The sequence below is a fragment of the Roseococcus sp. YIM B11640 genome, assembly GCF_049727625.1.
GTDB lineage: Bacteria > Pseudomonadota > Alphaproteobacteria > Acetobacterales > Acetobacteraceae > Roseococcus.
The window spans coordinates 104525-121017 of record NZ_JBBJOZ010000001.1; the positions used below are offsets into that span (position 1 = coordinate 104525).

Annotated in this window: 16 protein-coding genes and 1 tRNA gene; 4 read left to right on the forward strand and 13 right to left on the reverse strand. The window is 70.1% G+C overall.

Annotated features, from left to right (window positions below; genetic code table 11):
• Window positions 1–6: 6 nt before the first annotated feature.
• Together WJM96_RS00530 and WJM96_RS00535 are read right to left on the reverse strand one after the other, a co-directional pair.
• The gene (locus tag WJM96_RS00530; protein ID WP_424810461.1) at window positions 7–1209 is read right to left on the reverse strand and encodes an amino acid ABC transporter permease; all 1203 of its coding nucleotides are present in this window, start codon (window positions 1207–1209) and stop codon (window positions 7–9) included.
• Window positions 1210–1319: 110 nt separating this feature from the next.
• On the reverse strand, window positions 1320–2396 hold the full coding sequence (locus tag WJM96_RS00535; RefSeq protein ID WP_424810462.1) for an amino acid ABC transporter substrate-binding protein: 1077 nt from the start codon (window positions 2394–2396) through the stop codon (window positions 1320–1322).
• A gap of 127 nt (window positions 2397–2523) precedes the next feature.
• On the opposite strand from WJM96_RS00535, the gene WJM96_RS00540 reads away from it, so the two are divergent.
• Together WJM96_RS00540 and WJM96_RS00545 are read left to right on the forward strand one after the other, a co-directional pair.
• Window positions 2524–3438: an ornithine cyclodeaminase family protein gene (locus WJM96_RS00540; RefSeq protein ID WP_424810463.1), complete on the forward strand. Its 915-nt coding sequence runs from the start codon at window positions 2524–2526 to the stop codon at window positions 3436–3438.
• A gap of 65 nt (window positions 3439–3503) precedes the next feature.
• Window positions 3504–4487: an NAD(P)H-dependent flavin oxidoreductase gene (locus WJM96_RS00545; protein ID WP_424810464.1), complete on the forward strand. Its 984-nt coding sequence runs from the start codon at window positions 3504–3506 to the stop codon at window positions 4485–4487.
• Here WJM96_RS00545 and WJM96_RS00550 read toward each other — a convergent pair.
• Genes WJM96_RS00550 through WJM96_RS00565 form a run of 4 tightly spaced genes read right to left on the reverse strand, consistent with a single transcriptional unit; the run spans window position 4435 to window position 8064 of the window.
• Window positions 4435–5169: an ATP-binding cassette domain-containing protein gene (locus WJM96_RS00550; RefSeq protein WP_424810465.1), complete on the reverse strand. Its 735-nt coding sequence runs from the start codon at window positions 5167–5169 to the stop codon at window positions 4435–4437. The genes WJM96_RS00545 and WJM96_RS00550 overlap by 53 nt on opposite strands.
• Window positions 5169–6437, reverse strand: coding sequence for an ABC transporter permease DevC (gene devC / locus WJM96_RS00555; RefSeq protein ID WP_424810466.1), 1269 nt, complete (start codon window positions 6435–6437; stop codon window positions 5169–5171). The genes WJM96_RS00550 and devC overlap by 1 nt, the downstream gene beginning before the upstream one ends.
• Window positions 6434–7489: an efflux RND transporter periplasmic adaptor subunit gene (locus WJM96_RS00560; protein ID WP_424810467.1), complete on the reverse strand. Its 1056-nt coding sequence runs from the start codon at window positions 7487–7489 to the stop codon at window positions 6434–6436. The genes devC and WJM96_RS00560 overlap by 4 nt, the downstream gene beginning before the upstream one ends.
• Window positions 7486–8064, reverse strand: coding sequence for a TetR/AcrR family transcriptional regulator (locus tag WJM96_RS00565; RefSeq protein ID WP_424810468.1), 579 nt, complete (start codon window positions 8062–8064; stop codon window positions 7486–7488). The genes WJM96_RS00560 and WJM96_RS00565 overlap by 4 nt, the downstream gene beginning before the upstream one ends.
• Before the next feature lie 164 nt (window positions 8065–8228).
• On the opposite strand from WJM96_RS00565, the gene WJM96_RS00570 reads away from it, so the two are divergent.
• Window positions 8229–8609 carry a hypothetical protein gene (locus WJM96_RS00570; protein ID WP_424810469.1) on the forward strand — a complete coding sequence of 127 codons (381 nt, stop codon included), beginning with the start codon at window positions 8229–8231 and terminating at the stop codon, window positions 8607–8609.
• A gap of 67 nt (window positions 8610–8676) precedes the next feature.
• Here the strand turns inward: WJM96_RS00570 and WJM96_RS00575 are convergent, their stop codons facing one another.
• From WJM96_RS00575 to WJM96_RS00600, 6 genes are all read right to left on the reverse strand, one after another.
• A complete protein-coding gene (locus tag WJM96_RS00575; RefSeq protein WP_424810470.1) occupies window positions 8677–9579 on the reverse strand; it encodes a DMT family transporter in 903 nt (300 codons plus the stop codon).
• 57 nt (window positions 9580–9636) lie between these two features.
• Window positions 9637–10578: a tetraacyldisaccharide 4'-kinase gene (lpxK, locus tag WJM96_RS00580; RefSeq protein ID WP_424810471.1), complete on the reverse strand. Its 942-nt coding sequence runs from the start codon at window positions 10576–10578 to the stop codon at window positions 9637–9639.
• Between the two features lie 60 nt (window positions 10579–10638).
• Entirely contained in the window at window positions 10639–11913 is a 1275-nt protein-coding gene (locus tag WJM96_RS00585; RefSeq protein WP_424810472.1) for a 3-deoxy-D-manno-octulosonic acid transferase, read from the reverse strand.
• On the reverse strand, window positions 11910–12596 hold the full coding sequence (locus tag WJM96_RS00590) for a lysophospholipid acyltransferase family protein (RefSeq protein ID WP_424810473.1): 687 nt from the start codon (window positions 12594–12596) through the stop codon (window positions 11910–11912). The genes WJM96_RS00585 and WJM96_RS00590 overlap by 4 nt, the downstream gene beginning before the upstream one ends.
• Window positions 12597–12662: 66 nt before the next feature.
• The gene (locus tag WJM96_RS00595) at window positions 12663–13667 is read right to left on the reverse strand and encodes a glycosyltransferase family 4 protein (protein WP_424810474.1); all 1005 of its coding nucleotides are present in this window, start codon (window positions 13665–13667) and stop codon (window positions 12663–12665) included.
• On the reverse strand, window positions 13667–14470 hold the full coding sequence (locus WJM96_RS00600; RefSeq protein ID WP_424810475.1) for a UDP-2,3-diacylglucosamine diphosphatase: 804 nt from the start codon (window positions 14468–14470) through the stop codon (window positions 13667–13669). Before WJM96_RS00600 ends, WJM96_RS00595 begins: the two co-directional genes overlap by 1 nt.
• 156 nt (window positions 14471–14626) lie before the next feature.
• Between WJM96_RS00600 and WJM96_RS00605 the strand changes: the two genes are divergently transcribed.
• On the forward strand, window positions 14627–15475 hold the full coding sequence (locus WJM96_RS00605; RefSeq protein ID WP_424810476.1) for a diacylglycerol/lipid kinase family protein: 849 nt from the start codon (window positions 14627–14629) through the stop codon (window positions 15473–15475).
• A gap of 896 nt (window positions 15476–16371) precedes the next feature.
• Here the strand turns inward: WJM96_RS00605 and WJM96_RS00610 are convergent.
• Window positions 16372–16448, reverse strand: a tRNA-Arg gene (locus WJM96_RS00610).
• Window positions 16449–16493: the final 45 nt, after the last annotated feature.

The window sequence follows — 16493 nt, forward strand, 5'->3', positions numbered from 1 at the left end:
TGATCCTCACCGCTCAACCAGGGCAATCTTGGCGTTGTACCAATTCATGAAGAGGCTGATCGACAGGCTGATGGTCAGATAGACCAGCATGATGATGGCGATGCCCTCGATCGCCTGGCCCGTCTGGTTCAGCGTCGTATTCGCGATGCTCACGATGTCCTGGTAGCCGATGGCGACCGCCAGCGAGGAGTTCTTGGTGATGTTCAGGAACTGGCTCGTCATCGGCGGGATGATGACGCGCATCGCCTGCGGCAGGACGACCAGCGACATCACCCGCCCGCGCGGCAGGCCGAGCGCCTCGGCGGCCTCCCATTGACCCTGGCTCACGGCCAGGATGCCGGCGCGGACGATCTCGGCGATGAAGCCCGCAGTGTAGAGAGTCAGGCCCAGCAGCAGCGCGAAGAATTCCGGGCTGACATCGAGGCCGCCGCGGAAGTTGAAGCCGCGGAGCGCCGGGACATCCGGCGTGAAGGGCGCGCCCAGCGCCGCCCACACCGCGAGCGGCAGGCCGATGATCAGCACGATCGCGACCCACCAGACGGGACGCGGCTGGCCGTCCAGCATCTGCTTCGCCCGCGCGTGCCGGCGATAGAGAAAGGTCGCCACCAGGCCGACCACGAAGGCCAGCAGCGCCCAGCTATGCGCCGGGTCCCACTCGAAGAAGGGGAGCTTGAGGCCGCGGTTGGAGAGGTAGACGCCGGTGACGGGGTTGATCGCTTGGCGCGGCCCCGGCAGTCCCTGAAGCACCGCGTACCAGAAGAGGAGCTGCAGCAGCAGCGGCAAATCGCGCACGATCTCGACATAGGCGGCCGTGAACTTGGCCAGCATCCAATTCTTGGAAAGCCGAGCAACGCCCAGGAGCGTGCCGAGGATGGTCGCCAGCACGATGCCGATCAGCGCCACCTTCAAGGTGTTCAGCACGCCGACAAGCAAGGCCCGGAAATAGGTATTGGACGGATCGTAGGGGATCAGGTGCTCGCCGATCGGCAGGCCGGCCTCCCGGCCCAGGAAGCCCCACCCCGTGGCGATGCGCCGGACCTCGAGGTTGTACCGGGTGTTCGACCACAACCAGAAGAAGACCGCCGCGACGAGGCCAACGACGAGGATCTGCCAGATGATATTGCGAAAGCGCTCATCCGACCATGAGAGGCGGAGCGGGCGCGGCGGCGCCTTGCGCAAAAGGCGCGGGTCGGTGGAGGCCCCAGACATGAATGTCGATCCCTGTTCCAAGAACCCTTTGGCGGTGTTCCGCCTTCGGGGGGAGGCCAGGGGTTAGCACCCTGGCCCCGGTAGTCAAACCAAGCCGTAGCCTGCGCGTCTCACCGGAAAGGAGGAGCGTATTGCAGGCCGCCGGGGGTCGTCCACAAAGCATTGCGGCCCCGTTGCAATCCAATCGGCCCCAGATTGCGCTCGAAGACTTCGCCGTAATTGCCCATCGCCTTGATGACCTGGACCATCCACCCATTGTCGAGGCCCAGGCCCCGGCCAAGGTCACCGGTACGGCCGAGCATGCGCTGGGCTTCGGGCCGGGTGTCGTTCGCCACCGCCTGGTCCACGGTGGCAGCCGTGATGCCGAGCTCCTCGGCGCCGATCAGGCCGAAGTGAATCCAGCGCACGATGTCGGCGAAGCGCTGATCACCATGGCGAACCAGCGGGCCCAGCGGCTCCTTGCTGATGACGTCGGGGAGGATGACGTGGTCGTTCGGGTTTTGCTGCTGGGAGCGGACGGAGGCGAGGCCCGAGACGTCCGTCGTATAGGCGTCGCACCGGCCGGCGACATAGGCGGCGACATTGTCCTCCTGTCGCTCGATCACGACGGGGCGGATCGTCACCCGTATGCTGCGGGCCCAATCGGCCAGGTTCTGCTCGGTCGTCGTGCCGGGCTGGACGCAAATGGTCGCGCCGTCGAGCTGCGCCGCATTCTGCACGTTCAGGCTGCGCTTCACCATGAAGCCCTGACCGTCGAAGAAGCTGATGCCCGCGAAGTCGAGGCCGAGCGCGCTGTCACGCGAGAGCGTCCACGTCGTGTTGCGGGCCAGGATATCCACCTCGCCCGACTGCAGCGCGGTGAAGCGGACCTGCGGCGTGGTTGGCACGAAGCGGACCTTGTTCGGGTCGTTGAAGATCGCCACCGCGACCGCCCGGCAGTAATCGACGTCGAAGCCGCGCCACACGCCCTGGCTGTCGGGCGCCGAGAAGCCGGCAAGGCCGGTGCTGACGCCGCAGATCAACGTGCCGCGCGCACGGATCGCGTCCAGCGTGGGCGAGCCGGAATTGCCGGCGGGCGCGGCGGCCGGTGCGGGCGCCGCGGGGGCGGGCGCCTGGGCCACGGCCGGCAAGGCGGTAGCGACGATGGCCGCGGCCGCGCCGAGCGCGCTGGCCAGTTTACGACGCATGGATTTCATTCCAAGTCTCCCCAGTCGGTGTGCGGGCCGTGTGCCGCCTCGTTGGTTCGCTGATGCTGCGCTAGGAGGCGCCACCGATCAATCGCACAATGATCCCCTAATCACGCCCCGGATGACCATGCTGCAACTGGATAAGGCAGAAATCGCGGCCCGCTTGCCCTGGGCCGGGCTGGTGGAGGCCCTGAGAGCCATGTTCGTGGCCGGCTGCTACGCGCCGCTCCGCCACCGCCACGATCTGCCCGAAGGCGGCACCCTCCTGATGATGCCCGCCGTGGGCGCGACCCATTCGGGGGTGAAGATCGTGCATGTGGCCCCCGGGAACACCGGCCGGGGGCTGCCCGCCGTCCATGCCGAATACCTGCTGTCGGATGCCGTGACCGGCGCGCCCATCGCCCTCCTCGACGGCGGCGAGCTGACGGACCGCCGGACCGCCGCGGCCTCGGTCCTGGCGGCGCGCTTCCTAGCGCGGCCCGATTCGCGGCGCCTCCTGATTATAGGCGCGGGCAAGGTCTCCGCCGCCCTGGCCGAGGCTTATGCGGCCAGCTTCCAGCTGGAGGAGGTGGCCATCTGGGCCCGTCGGCCGGAGCAGGCGGCGGCGCTGGCCATGCGGCTCGCGGTCCATGGCGTTCCGGCGCGTGCGGCTGCCTCGCCCGACACGACCGGCTTCGACATCGTGAGCTCGGCGACCTTGTCGCGGGAGCCGTTGATCCATGGGGCATCGCTTTCGCCCGGCATGCATGTGGACCTCGTCGGAGCCTTCCGTGCCGATATGCGCGAGGCCGACGGCGCCGCCCTGGCCCGGGCCCTTTGCGTGGTGGATACGCGGATCGGCGCGCTGGCCGAGGCCGGGGATATCGTCCAGGCGATCGCCGAAGGCCACGTCACGGCTGACGATATCGCGTGCGACCTCGCCGAGCTGTGCCGCGGCCAACACCCAGGGCGGACCAGTGAGGCGCAGGTGACGCTCTTCAAATCCGTTGGCTGGGCGGGCGAGGACCTGGCCGCCGCGATGCTGGCGACGCAGGGGGGCTGACGCTTTTCCCCTCGCGCCCCGGGCCGGCTGCGCTAGCATCGGGCGCCGTCAGGGGGAACCGCGCCATGTCGATCAGCACGCGCCTCACGCAGCTCTTCGGGATCGAGCGGCCCATCCTGCTGGCGGCCATGGACAAGCTGGCGGACGCGCGCCTGGCGGAAGCGGTTTCCGCCGCGGGCGGCCTCGGGATCCTGGGCGGCGGCTATGGCGATGCCGACTGGTTGCGGCAGGAGGCGGCCAAGCTCGCCACCGCGCGGGAAAGGACGGGCCTCAAGTTCGGAATCGGCTTCATCACCTGGAGCATGGCCAAGCAGCCCGAGCTGCTGGACCTGGCGCTGGAGGCGAAGCCCGACGCCGTATGGCTTTCCTTCGGCGATCCCGCCCCGCATGCCGAACGCGCCAAGGCGGCCGGCGCCAAAGTCATCTGCCAGGTGCAGAGTGTGGCGATGGCGGAGGAGGCGCTGGCCAAGGGCGCCGACGTCATCGTCGCGCAGGGTGCGGAAGCCGGTGGCCATGGCGCCTCGCGCGGCACCTTCGCGCTGGTACCGGCGGTGGTGGATGCCGTGGGAGACAAGGCGGTGGTCGTCGCGGCCGGTGGCGTGGGCGACGGTCGTGGCCTCGCCGCGGCCATGATGCTGGGCGCCGAGGGCGTGGTCCTCGGCTCGCGCTTCTACGCGAGCATCGAGGCGGCGGCGAACGAGGAAGCAAAGCGGCGCATCGTGAACGCCTCGGGCGACGATACCATCCGCAGCCTGATCTTCGATATCTCGCGCAACAACATCTGGCCCGCGCCCTTCACCGGCCGCGTGCTGATGAACGAGCACGCCAGGAAGTGGATGGACCGCGAGCTGGAACTGACGCGCCACATGGCGGAGGAAGGTCCCCGCTACGCCGCCGCGCGCGAGGCCGGCGATTTCGACGTGGCGGCCGTGATCGCGGGCGAGGCGATCTCCATGATCCACGACGTGCTCCCGGCGGGCGAGATCGTGCGCAACATCACCGAGGAGGCGGAAGCCCTGCTGGCTCGGGGGCAGGGCTGGCGGCTGTAGTCGCCGGCACGATACGCCCGTCCTCCATGGCGATGATCCGGTCCGCGATGTCCAGGATGCGCGGATCATGCGTCACCAGCAGGATGGGCACGCCCTGGCCGCGCGCGAGGTCGCGCAGCAGGTGCACCACCTCCTGCCCGCTCACCTTGTCGAGCGCGGCCGTCGGCTCGTCCGCCAGGATCAGACCCGGCGAGCCCGCCAGCGCGCGCGCCACCGCCACGCGCTGACGCTGGCCGCCGGAGAGCTGGGAGGGCGGCTTCTCCTCATGGCCGGTGAGGCCCACGGCGGCCAGCATCTCGCCGGCGCGCGCCAGGCGTCCGGCTTCCGTCATCCGGCTGTCGAGCTCCATCGCCATGGCGACGTTCTGCCGCGCCGTGAGGAACCCGAGCAGGTTGTGGTTCTGGAAGATGAAGCCGATGCGCCGGCGCAACTTCACACGATCCCCTTCGGAAGCGCCGGCGAGCTCCTGCCCCAGCACCCGGCAGGAGCCGAGCTGCATGGCGCGCAGCGCGCCGACCAGCGTCAGCAGCGTCGTCTTGCCCGAGCCGGAGGGGCCGGTCAGCAGCACGATTTCGCCGGGCGCGACGGAGAGGTCCACTTCGCGCAGCACGTTGCGACGAAGTTCCCCGGCGCCATAGGCGAAGGTCACGTCCTTCAGCTCGACGGGGGCTTCGGTGGCCATCAGAACATGTCCGCCGGATTGGCATCGCGCAGCTTGCGCACCGCGAGCACGCCCGCGACCGAGCACATCGCGAAGATCAGCAGGAAGACGGCGAGTGCCCGGCCGGCATGCATGAAGAGAGGCAGGAAGGTCGCCTTGCCCACCACGTCGTAGAGGAACCAGGACAGGCCGAAGCCGGGAATGAAACCCACCACCGCGAGGATGAGCGCCGAACTCATCACCACCCGTGCGAGATATCCGTTGGAGTAGCCCATCGCCTTCAGCGTCGCGTATTCGGAGATGTGGCTGGCGATGTCGGAGAAGAGGATCTGGTACACGATCACCATCCCGACCACGAGGCCCATGAGGCTGCCGAAGACGAAGATGAAGCCGATCGGTGTGCCTTCTTCCCAGTAGGTGCGCTCGTGCTTCACCAGCTCCGCATGGGTCAGCACCACGACGTCGCCGGGCAGGAGTTGGCGCAGCCGGGCCTGGACCGCCTGGAGATCCGCGCCATCGCGCAATTTGAGCGCAATCAGGTCGGCGTTGGAGGTGCGGCGCTCCACCACGCGGCGGAAGTTCGTCTCGCTCATCACCACGTTGCCATCGGCGCCGAAGCTCGGCCCGATTTCGACGAGGCCGATGAGATTCATCCGGCGGTTGTTGATCTGAACGTCGAAATTGCCGCGCTCGCCGAAGAGCTGGCCGACCGGACCGAACTCGGGACGCGAACGCGTATCGAAGGCCAGCGTGTCAGGCCGCTTCAGCGCATCCACCAGCGGCGCGAGGCCGGGGAAGGCAATGGCTCCGGCCTCGGCGTCGAAGCCGATGACCTGCACGGCGCGGCGGCGGCCCGTTTCGGGGTTCCGCCAGCTCGCCTGCGCCATGTAGATCGGCACGGCGCGTTCGACATCGGGGTCCGCCAGGGTCTGGAAGCCCCGGACGCGAGGCATGGGTTCGGGGCGGAAGCTCGCATCCGTCATGGGATGCATGAGGAAGAGGTCGGCCCGCATCGCGCCGAGCAGGTTGGTGGCGCTGTCGAACAGCGCTCCCCGGAAGCCCAGCTGCATGAAGACCAGCACGCAAGCGAACATCACGCCCGCGATGGCGGCGGCGAGCTTCGATTTTTCGGCGCGAAGCTGTCGCCAGGCGAGGCGCAGAGGAAGGCGGAAGACGTCGAGGCCCGACAGGCAAGGCTCGCTCGCACGCTGGGGCGGCGGAGGCGATGCCTCGCCATTACGCTCTGGCGCCCAGGGCAGCAGCCGGGAGGGGGAAGGGATCTCGTTCATCGCGAGGCGACCGGCGTGGCATCGCCCGTGATGAAGACCTGGACCTGCATATTGGTCCGCCGGCGAAGAAGTTCGGCCCCCTCCTCGCTCAGCGAGAGCCGCACTTCGACCGTGCGGGCATCCACGGCAGCCACCGGATCGGTGCCCGCCTGGGTCGTGCGGCGCACCTGCCAGCCGATATCGCGCAGGGTCGCGCGGACGCGGCGGCGCTCGCCCGGAATCGTCACCTCGGCGAGGGCGCCTAGGCGAAGGCGCGGCAGGTCGGTCTCGAAGACATCCGCCACCACGTCGAGGCGCGAGAGATCAGCCATCTCCAGCAGGCCATCGCTGCCGACCTGGTCGCCTGGCCGCGCGAAGATGCGGAGGATGGTTCCATCCAACGGCGCGGTGACGCGGGCGAGCTGCGCATCCGCCACCGCCTTGGCCAGCGCGGCCTCGGCGGCCGCGACGCGGGATTCGGCGAGAGCCACATCCTCGGGCCGTGGGGTCGAGAGCGTGACGAGGTCAGCCTCGGCCTGCGCGCGCTCGGCGCTGAGGCGCATGGTCGCGAACCGGTTGCGCTCCGCCACGGCCTCGGAGCCGGCGCCCGACGGAACGAGCCGGTCCGTTCGCGCGGCGTCGCGTCGCGCGATTTCCTCCTGGGCGCCGAGGCTCGCGATGCGGGCGCGCTGGGCTGCGATCTCGCTCTCGCGCCCCGCCTGCCGGGTACGCTCGAGCGCGGCTCTCTGCTCGCGGAGCGCGGCCTCGTTCTGCGCCACGGTCGCATCCTTGAGATGGGCGTCGGCGAATTCCGCAAGGATCTGGCCGGCGCGAACTTCCTGTCCTTCCTCGACCAACAGACGCTCCAGCCGCGTGACCGCCATGCCGCCCGGCTGGTTCAGCCGCCGCACGCGCGAGGCGGGCTCGACGCGGCCGAGGGCGCCGACACCCGTCGGCGCGGCGACCGCGACGGGAGCGGCCGGCGGCGGCTCCTTGGCGTCGAGCAGGTACCAGGCGCCCCCGCCGAGCAGCCCCAGGGCCGCGACGGCGCCGATGAGAACGCTCCTTCTCATGCGGAGGGTTCCCGGAGCAGGGTCTCCAGCGCGCGGCGGATCTCCTGGCGCTGCGTCTCGTCCAGCTCGTACATCTGGAAGATGTCGGCCATGAAGAGCCCGTCGCAGGCTGCCATGACGGTGAAGCCATGGCCTGGCGGCAGGCCATCCTCCATCAGGCGCGCGCGGGTACGGGCGAAGAACTGGCGCACCGGGTCCAGCAGCGCTGGATCCTGGTGGAAGGCCGCGAGGAAGATGCCCGCAGCCTGTTCGTGATGGGCGCAGACCATCTCGGGATTGTCGAAGGCCCAGGCGAGCAGGGCGCGCGTCGTGCGGCCGCGGCCTTCCGGCTGGGCGGTCCAGACCGCCTCGAACTCCGCCTCGATGGATTCCGTGAGGCGCGTGAGGAGGCCGCTCAGCAGCGCCTCCTTGGACGCGAAGTGATAGAGCAGCCCCCCCTTGGACACGCCTGCCTCGCGAGCGGCCGAATCCAAGGTCAGCGCGGTCACGCCGCGCTCGGCGGCGATCCGCGTCGCGGCGTCGAGGATGCGGGTCCGGGCGTCGACGCTATGGGAAGGCAGGGAGGTATCGGGCATGGGAAACAAGTATACCGTCTGGACGGTTTTTCAACATCCCACTGGACCGTCCGGACGGTTTAGTCACTTAGCGAGCGACAGAAACCCAACCTTTCAGCCTCTTGCGGGTTTCGCCCGCGCGAATCGCGATCTATGATCAGGACAGTATTCCGTGGGAGGATTGCATGTTCCGCCGCACCGCCTTAGCCGCCGCTACGGCCCTTTGCCTCGCCGGCCCCGCCTTCGCCCAGAAGCCGCAGCCCGGCGCGCCGGGCGGTTCGCCCGGAGGCAATCCCGCCCTCCGGATGGAGAACGCGACCTCCAACATCGTGAATAACGTCTACATCTCGCTGACCTCGCAGCAGAGCTGGGGCCAGGACCAGCTGGGCGCGAATGAGGTCATCCAGCCCGGCGCCAACCGCCCGTTCAACCTGCCGCCGGGTGACTGCATGTATGACGTGCGCGTGGTCTACCAGGGCGGCGTCGCGGAAGAGCGCCGGCGCATCAACGCCTGCACCGAGAATGTGCTGACCCTGCCGATGGCGGCGCAGCGCCTCTCGCGCTGAGGCCAAGCTTCAGCCCCTTTGGGTGGCTGATTCGCCGCTTCGCGCCTCCGCCTTCGCGGATCAGCCGCTAGCGGCCAAAGACCCGCCGCGGCAGCCGCCCGTCGATCAGGGCCAGGCCGCCGGCGATCAGGACCATCCCGGTCAGATGTTGCGTGGCCAGGCGCTCGCCCAGGAAGGCGGCGCCCAGCAGGACGGCGAAGACCGGGATGATCAGCGTCACCAGCAGCAGGTTCACCGGTCCCACCGCGTCCAGGATGCGGAAGTAGAGCAGGTACGCCAGCGCGGTGGAGAGCAGGGCGAGCCCCAGCAGCGCCCCGGCCGCTGCCCATGACAGCGCGGGCAGCGTCCAGGGCGGTAGCGCCAACAGGAGCGCGGGCGCCAGGATCAGCGTTGCCGCGCTCGTCTGCCCGGCCGCGGCCACCAGGGGTGGAATGCCCAGCGCCCGGAAGCGCCGTCCCCAGAGCCCTGCGAGCCCGTAGCTGAAGGTCGCCGCGCACATCGCCAGCGCGGGCCCGAGAGGCATGGCGAGCGGATCGGCGCCGACCATCCAGCCCACACCCAGAAAACCCAGCAGCACCCCGCCGATCCGCAGTGGCGTCGCCTTCTCGGCCCCGGCCAGATGGGCGAGCAGAACGCCCCAGAGCGGGGTGGTCGCGTTCAGGATGGAGGCGGCACCCGAAGGCAGCGAGCCCTGCGCCCAGACGATCAGCAGGAAGGGCACGGCATTGTTCAGCACGCCCATGCCCAGATGCGCCCGCAACGCCGGGCTGTCGCGCCGCAATTCCAGCCGCAGCGCCGCGACGACGGCCCAGAGCGCGATCGTCGCCAGGCCGACGCGCGCCACCACGATGGCCAGCGGCGGCCATTCGCGCACGGCAACGCCCACGAAGAAGAAGGACCCCCCCCAGAGCAGCGCCAGCAGCAGGAGCATGCCCCAGGCACGAGCGGTGATGGCGGGAGGTGTCGTCACCGGCCCATCATGGCCGGCGCGGTTCGCGGGGCAATCCGTTCCTTGCCCCGCAATCCCTCAGGCGGGCTCGAGCGCCATGACGCGGTCGAGGATCGCCTCGATCTGCGCCGGGTCTTCCCACTCGATCGTCACCGTCACGACCCGCACGCGGCTGCGGAACTCCGGCGGGATTCGTACCCAGTCCTTGCGGGTGGTGACGGGGATGGCGTTCAGCCGCTCGGCCTGGGCGAGCAGCGCCTGCATGTCCCCGGCATCGTAGGGATAGTGGTCGGCGAAGCTCTCCGTGCCTGCCACCACGGCGCCACCCTGGCGCAGGGTGATGAAGAACTTGCGCGGGTTGCCGATGCCGCAGAAGGCGAAGACGTTCTGGCCCGCGAGCTCGGCCATCTCGGGGCCGGAGACGAGCTGCCCGCGTAGCACCTTCGTCCCGGGCGGAAGCTGGTCGGCGGCACCGGCCTCGTCCTGGCCGATGATGACGGCGGCCTCGCAGCGGGCCATGGCGCTGGCCACGCTCTCGCGCAGCGGCCCGGCCGGGATCACGCGGCCATTGCCGAAGCCGTAGACGCCGTCGATCGTCAGCAGCGAAGCGGTCTTCACCAGGGTCGGGTTCTGCAAGCCGTCATCCATGACGATGACCTCGGCCCCAGCCGCAACGGCGCAGCGCGCGCCCTCGGCCCGGTCAGCGCTGACCCAGGTGGGGGCGAGGCTGGCCAGCAGCAGGGCCTCGTCGCCAACCTTCTCGCTGTCGTGGATGGCGGGGTCTACGCGCACCGGCCCCTTCACGCTGCCGCCGTAGCCGCGCAGCAGGAAATGCGCCTGGACGCCACGGGCCGCGAGCCGGCGCCCGATATCGATGGCCAGGGTGGTCTTGCCGGCGCCGCCGGCGGTGGCGGCCCCACAGCAGATGACGGGAACAGGGGCCGCCCAGCCTGGGCGGGCCATGCGACGGGCCGTCGCGCCCGCATAGAGGGCAGCGAGGGGGGACAGCAGAAGGGGCATGACTCCCCCACGGCGTCCCCAGAAATCGGGCGCTCGGATACTGATGCCGGCGTTCCTTCTCTATCCTTGGCCTGCCGCCTTCCCCGGAAGCAGGGCCAGAACCGCCCCCGCCAGCCGGCCCGGAAGGTCGGTGGCGGCGGAAACGACATGGAGCGCAGCCGACCCCATGGCGGCCGCTTCCTCGGGCCTTGTTAGCATACCGGAAAGGGTGGCCGCCAGCGCGGCCGCGTCGGGCACCCGCCGTGCCGCCCCGGCCGCCAGAAGCGCGGCGCTGGCATCGGCGAAGTTCTCCATATGCGGACCGAATAGCACTGGGCAGCCGAGCCGCGCCGCCTCCAGCGGGTTCTGCCCGCCATGCGGGACGAGGCTGCCGCCGATGAAGGCGCAGGTCGCGAGCCGGTAGAAGAGGCCCAATTCGCCCATCGTGTCAGCGATATAGACCGCAGCCACACCGGGCAGTTTTCCCTCGCTGCGGCGCGCGGCTCCGCCTGCCAGGGCCGACACTGCCGCACCGCGTTCGGGGTGACGCGGCGCGATGATGGTCAACAGCGCCGGCCAGCGCGATGTCAGCTCCGCCGCGGCGGCCAGGATCTGCTCGTCCTCGCCGGGATGGGTGCTGGCGGCCAGGAAGACCGGGCGCGCGCCGATGCACCCGCGCAGGGCTTCGAGCTTCGCGGGGTCGGCTGGCAGGGGTTCGGCGGCGAGCTTGATGTCGCCCGGGGCCGCCAGCTCACGCGCTCCCAGAGCCGCCAGGCGCTGCGCATCCTCGGCCGAGCGGGGCGCGATCAGCGCGAAGCCGCCCAGGAGCCGCCGCGCCAAGCCGGGCGCCAAGCTGCGCCAGCGACCGTAGGAGCGCTGCGACATCCGGGCGTTCAGCAGGGCCAGCGGGATCCCCCGGGCCGCGCAGGCGAGCAGCGTGTTGGGCCAGAGCTCACTCTCCACGAAGCAGGCCACGTCCGGCCGCCAGCCATCGAGGAAGCGCGTAATCCATTCGGGCACGTCGAGCGGCGCGTAGCGATGCGTGACGCGGCCGCGCAGCTCCGGCGGGATGCGCGTGGGCAGGAGCCGGGCGGAGGTCACGGTCCCCGTGGTCACCAGGAAATCCACCGCGGGCGCGCGGCGCCCCAGTTCCGCCAGGAGCGGCAGGATGGAGAGGCTTTCGCCCACGCTCGCGGCATGCAGCCAGATCAGCCTGCCCTCGGGGCGCGCGGCGCCGAAGCCTTCCCGCTCCCTGAGCCGCGCCGGGTCTTCCTTGCCGCGGCCCACGCGCCGCCGCAGCGTCCAGCGAAGCAGCGGCGCCGCCATGGTGGCACCCCAGTGCAGCACCCCGCTCACGGCCGCGGGAGCCCCAGTGCCGCGTCGGCCGCGTCCGAGGCCGCGTCGAGCCCCGCCTTGATGGCGGCGAGCCCTTCGGCCCCGCCCCCGTCACGCCCCAGGGCCACGGGCGCGCCGACGACGAGCACGCCGCGGTTGAAGGGCAGCGGGATGACCATGCGGTCCCAGCTGCGGAGCGCGATGCCGCGCTTCACGCGTCCGGCGCAAGGCAGCACCGGCACCCCGGTCAGGGCCGCGAGCTGCGCGACGCCCGCCGCCGCCTGCCGCCGCGGGCCGCGCGGGCCGTCGGGCGTGATCCCCACGAAGGCCCCGCCCCGGAGCAGGCGCACCAGCGCGAGCAACCCGGCCGCTCCGCCCTTCGACGAGGAGGCGTGGACCATGACCAGCCGGAACCGGTTCACCACCTTGCCAATGAAGCGTCCGTCCCGGTGCCGCGAGACCAGCACGTGCCCCACCTTCAGGCCGGTGCGGCCGCTACCCTGGCGCCAGAGCTCGGGCATGATGGGCAGGTACTCGTGCCAGAACGCGCCGATGGCGGTGCCATGCGCCGCGAAGGTCGCGTCTATATGCTCCGTGCCGAGCAGCCGCCAGCGCGTGGTGCGATACACGAAGCACAGATAGAGCCCCAGCAGATGCGCGGCAGAGGCCTGGAAGGCGGGGTGGCGCGTCAGCCGGCGCAGCATGCGAGGCAGTCGGTCATGTGATCTGCGCCGGTCGCACGCCAGAGCGCGCCGCGCAAGTCTAAGTTGTTACGCTGTCGGACTGAGAGCGACCAGCTGCTCGCGGAAGGTGGCCGCACACTGCGGCCAGGAGAAGCGCTCGGCCTGGGCACGTGCCTGGGCCCGCGGAACCTCCAGCGCCGCCAGGCAGGCGCGGCGCAGATCCTCGTCCAGCACGCCGCCGGAGCCCACCACGTCGCGCGGCCCCATCACGGGATAGGCCGCGACCGGGGTGCCGGAGGCCATGGATTCCAGCAGCACGAGGCCGAAGGTATCGGTGCGCGAGGGGAAGACCATGACGTCGCCGCTGCGATAGGCATGGGCCAGCTCCTCGCCATGGCGCCAGCCCGCGAAATGCGTGGCGGGGTAGCGCGCCTGGAGCGAAGCGCGCTGGGGTCCGTCGCCCACCACCACCTTGCTGCCCGGCAGGTCGAGCTCGAGGAAGGCGCCGATGTTCTTCTCCACCGCGACGCGGCCCGTATAGATGAACACCGGGCGCGGCAGCCCTTCCCACGCGTCGCGCGGGCCGTCCTGGAACAGCGTGAGGTCCACGCCGCGCGTCCAGGGCAGCACGTGCCGGAAGCCGCGGCGCGACAGCTCCTCCTGCAGGGTCTTGGTCGCGGCGAAGGTGCCGTCGCCGGAATTGTGGAAACGGCGCAGCAGTGCCCAGGTGAAACGCGGCGGAATCCCCGTGCGCGCGGAGATGTATTCGGCGAAGCGGGTATGGAAGCTCGTCGTGAAGTGCCAGCCGCGCTCGGCGCAGATCGCCCGGCTCGCGAGGCCGAGGGGGCCCTCGGTCGCGATGTGCAGCGCGTCGGGGGCGACCGCGTCGATCATGCGTCGCAAGGCCGCGCGGGGCCGGAAGGCGAGGCGGATGTCGCCGTAGCCGGGCATGGCGAAGTTGCGGAAGCGATCGGGGCCGATCACCTCCACCAGGTCGCCGGTGGAGCGCAGCTCCTGCGCCACGCGTTCCAGCGTGCGGACAACGCCGTTGACCTGCGGGCGCCAGGCGTCCGAGATGATCAGTAGCTTCATCAGGCGGGCAGAACCTCACGCATCGGCCGCGGGACGCGCTGCAGGGCGGCCCAGTCGATCAACTCGAAGCGGCCATCCGCGTGCTCGACGAGCGCGGTGCAGCTTTCCACCCAGTCGCCGTCGTTCATGTACATCACGCCGTTCACGACGCGCATCTCGGCATGGTGGATGTGACCGCAGATCACGCCGTCCAGGCCCCGGCGCCTGGCTTCGCCCGCCAGCGCGGCCTCGAAGCGGTCGATGGCCTTCACTGCCTCCTTCACTTGGCGCTTCAGCCATTGCGACAGCGACCAGTAGGGATAGCCGAACTTCCGCCGCGCGATATTGAACCAGCGGTTGAGGACGAGCGCGGTGTCGTAGGCCCAGTCGCCGAGATAGGCCAGGAACTTCGCGTAGCGGATGACGCCGTCGAACTCGTCGCCATGGATGACGAGGAAGCGGCGGCCATCGGCACCGTCATGCACCGCCTCGCGCAGCAGCTTCACGCCCGCGATCTCGAGGCCGAGCCATTCGCGGAACATCTCGTCATGATTGCCAGGGATGTAGACGACCTTCGTGCCTCGCTGCGCGAGGTCGAGCACGGCGCGCATCACCTGGTCGAACTCGGCGTGCCAGTACCAGCTCTTACGTAGGCGCCAGCCGTCGATGACATCGCCCACGAGGTAGAGATGATCGCATTCCACCCGGGCGAGGAAGTCGAGGAGCATGTCGGAGCGCGAGCCGCGCGTGCCGAGATGGATGTCGGAGATGAAGACGCTGCGGACCTGCAGGGATGCCTCGTGGCCGGGCTGGCTGGGCTGCATCAACTCTGCTCCGTGCTGTGCATAAGTGCGGAAATGCGAGGGATTTCCTGCGCCTGCACGTGAATCTTCGATGACCTCCGCGCCCCGCGCATGTCTCCGCGACGACGCGGACGGTTCATCGAATCGTCACGGGCGCGATGGTAAGCGGACCTCTTCATGCTCGTGATCTTCAACCCGACGGCGGGCTCGGCGCGCCGCCGCAAACTGGCGCGCGCCATGGGTGTGCTCGGGGCCGGCGCCGTGCTGGCGGAGACCGCGGGCCCAGGCGATGCGCGGCGCCTTGCCGCCGAGGCCGCAAGGGCCGGACATGAATGCGTCGTGGCGGCGGGTGGCGACGGCACCATCGCCGAGGTCGCGGCCGGCCTCGCGGGAAGCGAGGCGGCCCTCGGCATCCTGCCGTTCGGAACGGCGAATGTCCTGGCATTGGAGCTTGGCCTGCCGCGCGGCGCCGAGAACGCGGCGCGCATCATCCTCGCAGGGCGCGAGGCGCTGCTGCACCCGGGACTCGCGGGCGATCGTCTCTTCGTGCAGATGCTGGGCGCGGGCTTCGATGCGGCGGTGGTGCATGGGTTGCCGCTGCCGCTCAAGCGGCGCTTCGGCAAGGCTGCCTATGTGTGGCAAACCCTGCGCGAGCTGACATGCCACACCTACCCGCCACTGCGCTTCCGCGCCGATGGCGGACATTGGGAGGAGGCCGTCAGCCTGATCGTCACCAACGGGCGCCTCTACGCGGGGCGCTTCCTGGTGGCGCCCGATGCTTCACCGCTGGAGCCGGGACTTCAATTGCTGATCCAACGTCATGGGGGAGCGGCACGCGTGTTGATCGCCGGCGCGGCGTTGCCCCTGGGTGCGCTGCACCGCATGCCGTTCATCGAACTGCGTGCCTGCTCGCGCGTCGAGATCGAGGGCGCCGGCGTGCGGACGCAATGCGATGGCGATGCCGGGCCAGCGCTGCCGTTATGCGTTGGCGCAGCACCCTGGCTCCTGCGGATCCGGCTGCCCTGACCCAGTAGGATGCCATGACGCGGCGCTATTTTTGACCTCAGCGGAAGTCACGCGCCCGCGCGGCGCGTTGAAATCGATACGTCCGAGGAGGAACGTTCGATGAGCACACACAGCAGCTTCCGTACCGCTCTGATGGGCACCTTGCTGATGGTTCCCATGATGGCTGCAGCCCAATCGCCCAGCACCGCGCCGCCGGCCGCCGTAGGTGGCCAGGCTCCTGGTCCGGCCACACAGACGCCGTCACCTACTGTCCCAACGACGCCTCATGCGACGCCCCCCGCCGCCCCAGCCCCGTCCGGCGGCTTCACGTCCACGGGCCCGAGTTCCGGCGTAACCGGCAGCCCGGGCACGCCACCGGCCACCACGGGCGGCTCTTCCGGCGGTACCGGTGGATCGTCCTCCGGCTCCGGCGGCGGCGGCGGTGGCAGTGGCGGCTGAGCGCGCCACGATCCGGGCGACCCGGGGCATGCCCCCGGGATCTCCTCGACAACGCGAACGCCATCACAGGGAGTTCCAAATGCGGTACGCGATCTTTGCCACCGCCGTTCTCATCTCCATGGGAGCCGGAGCCCATGCCGGATGGGCGCAGCCCTCCGGCGCACTCCGTCCGGACTCACCCCCAACCGGCCCGGGCGCCCCGTCGCGAATTCCCACCGTCGACGTCCCGACGACGCCAGGCACCACGCCATCGACGTCCCATTCCGGGCAGGCTGGTGCGGGCAGCGCCCCGGCGCCCGAGCAGGCACCGCCAGCCGGAACGGGAACGCCCCGCCCGGGAACTCGCATGGGCAATCCACCACCTTCGGGCCGGACCGGGACCAGCGAGGGACGCGGCCGCCAATGAATTAGGCGGCGTGGTGCTGCCGTCGAAGACTGGCCTGGACGGGAGCAGAACGTGGTGTCCCCGGCGGGATTCGAACCCACGGCCCCCAGATTAGGAATCTGGTGCTCTATCCGGCTGAGCTACGGAGACGACCGGTTCGCGCTTAGCACATACCGCCGCGCACGCCCAACTCTG

Bases quoted from the DNA above. Each gene is read 5' to 3' on its own strand.
- WJM96_RS00530 (WP_424810461.1), bottom strand. From the start codon at position 1,209: ATGTCTGGGGCCTCCACCGACCCGCGCCTTTTGCGCAAGGCGCCGCCG.
- WJM96_RS00535 (WP_424810462.1), bottom strand. From the start codon at position 2,396: ATGCGTCGTAAACTGGCCAGCGCGCTCGGCGCGGCCGCGGCCATCGTC.
- WJM96_RS00540 (WP_424810463.1), top strand. From the start codon at position 2,524: ATGCTGCAACTGGATAAGGCAGAAATCGCGGCCCGCTTGCCCTGGGCC.
- WJM96_RS00545 (WP_424810464.1), top strand. From the start codon at position 3,504: ATGTCGATCAGCACGCGCCTCACGCAGCTCTTCGGGATCGAGCGGCCC.
- WJM96_RS00550 (WP_424810465.1), bottom strand. From the start codon at position 5,169: ATGGCCACCGAAGCCCCCGTCGAGCTGAAGGACGTGACCTTCGCCTAT.
- devC (WP_424810466.1), bottom strand. From the start codon at position 6,437: ATGAACGAGATCCCTTCCCCCTCCCGGCTGCTGCCCTGGGCGCCAGAG.
- WJM96_RS00560 (WP_424810467.1), bottom strand. From the start codon at position 7,489: ATGAGAAGGAGCGTTCTCATCGGCGCCGTCGCGGCCCTGGGGCTGCTC.
- WJM96_RS00565 (WP_424810468.1), bottom strand. From the start codon at position 8,064: ATGCCCGATACCTCCCTGCCTTCCCATAGCGTCGACGCCCGGACCCGC.
- WJM96_RS00570 (WP_424810469.1), top strand. From the start codon at position 8,229: ATGTTCCGCCGCACCGCCTTAGCCGCCGCTACGGCCCTTTGCCTCGCC.
- lpxK (WP_424810471.1), bottom strand. From the start codon at position 10,578: ATGCCCCTTCTGCTGTCCCCCCTCGCTGCCCTCTATGCGGGCGCGACG.
- WJM96_RS00590 (WP_424810473.1), bottom strand. From the start codon at position 12,596: ATGCTGCGCCGGCTGACGCGCCACCCCGCCTTCCAGGCCTCTGCCGCG.
- WJM96_RS00595 (WP_424810474.1), bottom strand. From the start codon at position 13,667: ATGAAGCTACTGATCATCTCGGACGCCTGGCGCCCGCAGGTCAACGGC.
- WJM96_RS00600 (WP_424810475.1), bottom strand. From the start codon at position 14,470: ATGCAGCCCAGCCAGCCCGGCCACGAGGCATCCCTGCAGGTCCGCAGC.
- WJM96_RS00605 (WP_424810476.1), top strand. From the start codon at position 14,627: ATGCTCGTGATCTTCAACCCGACGGCGGGCTCGGCGCGCCGCCGCAAA.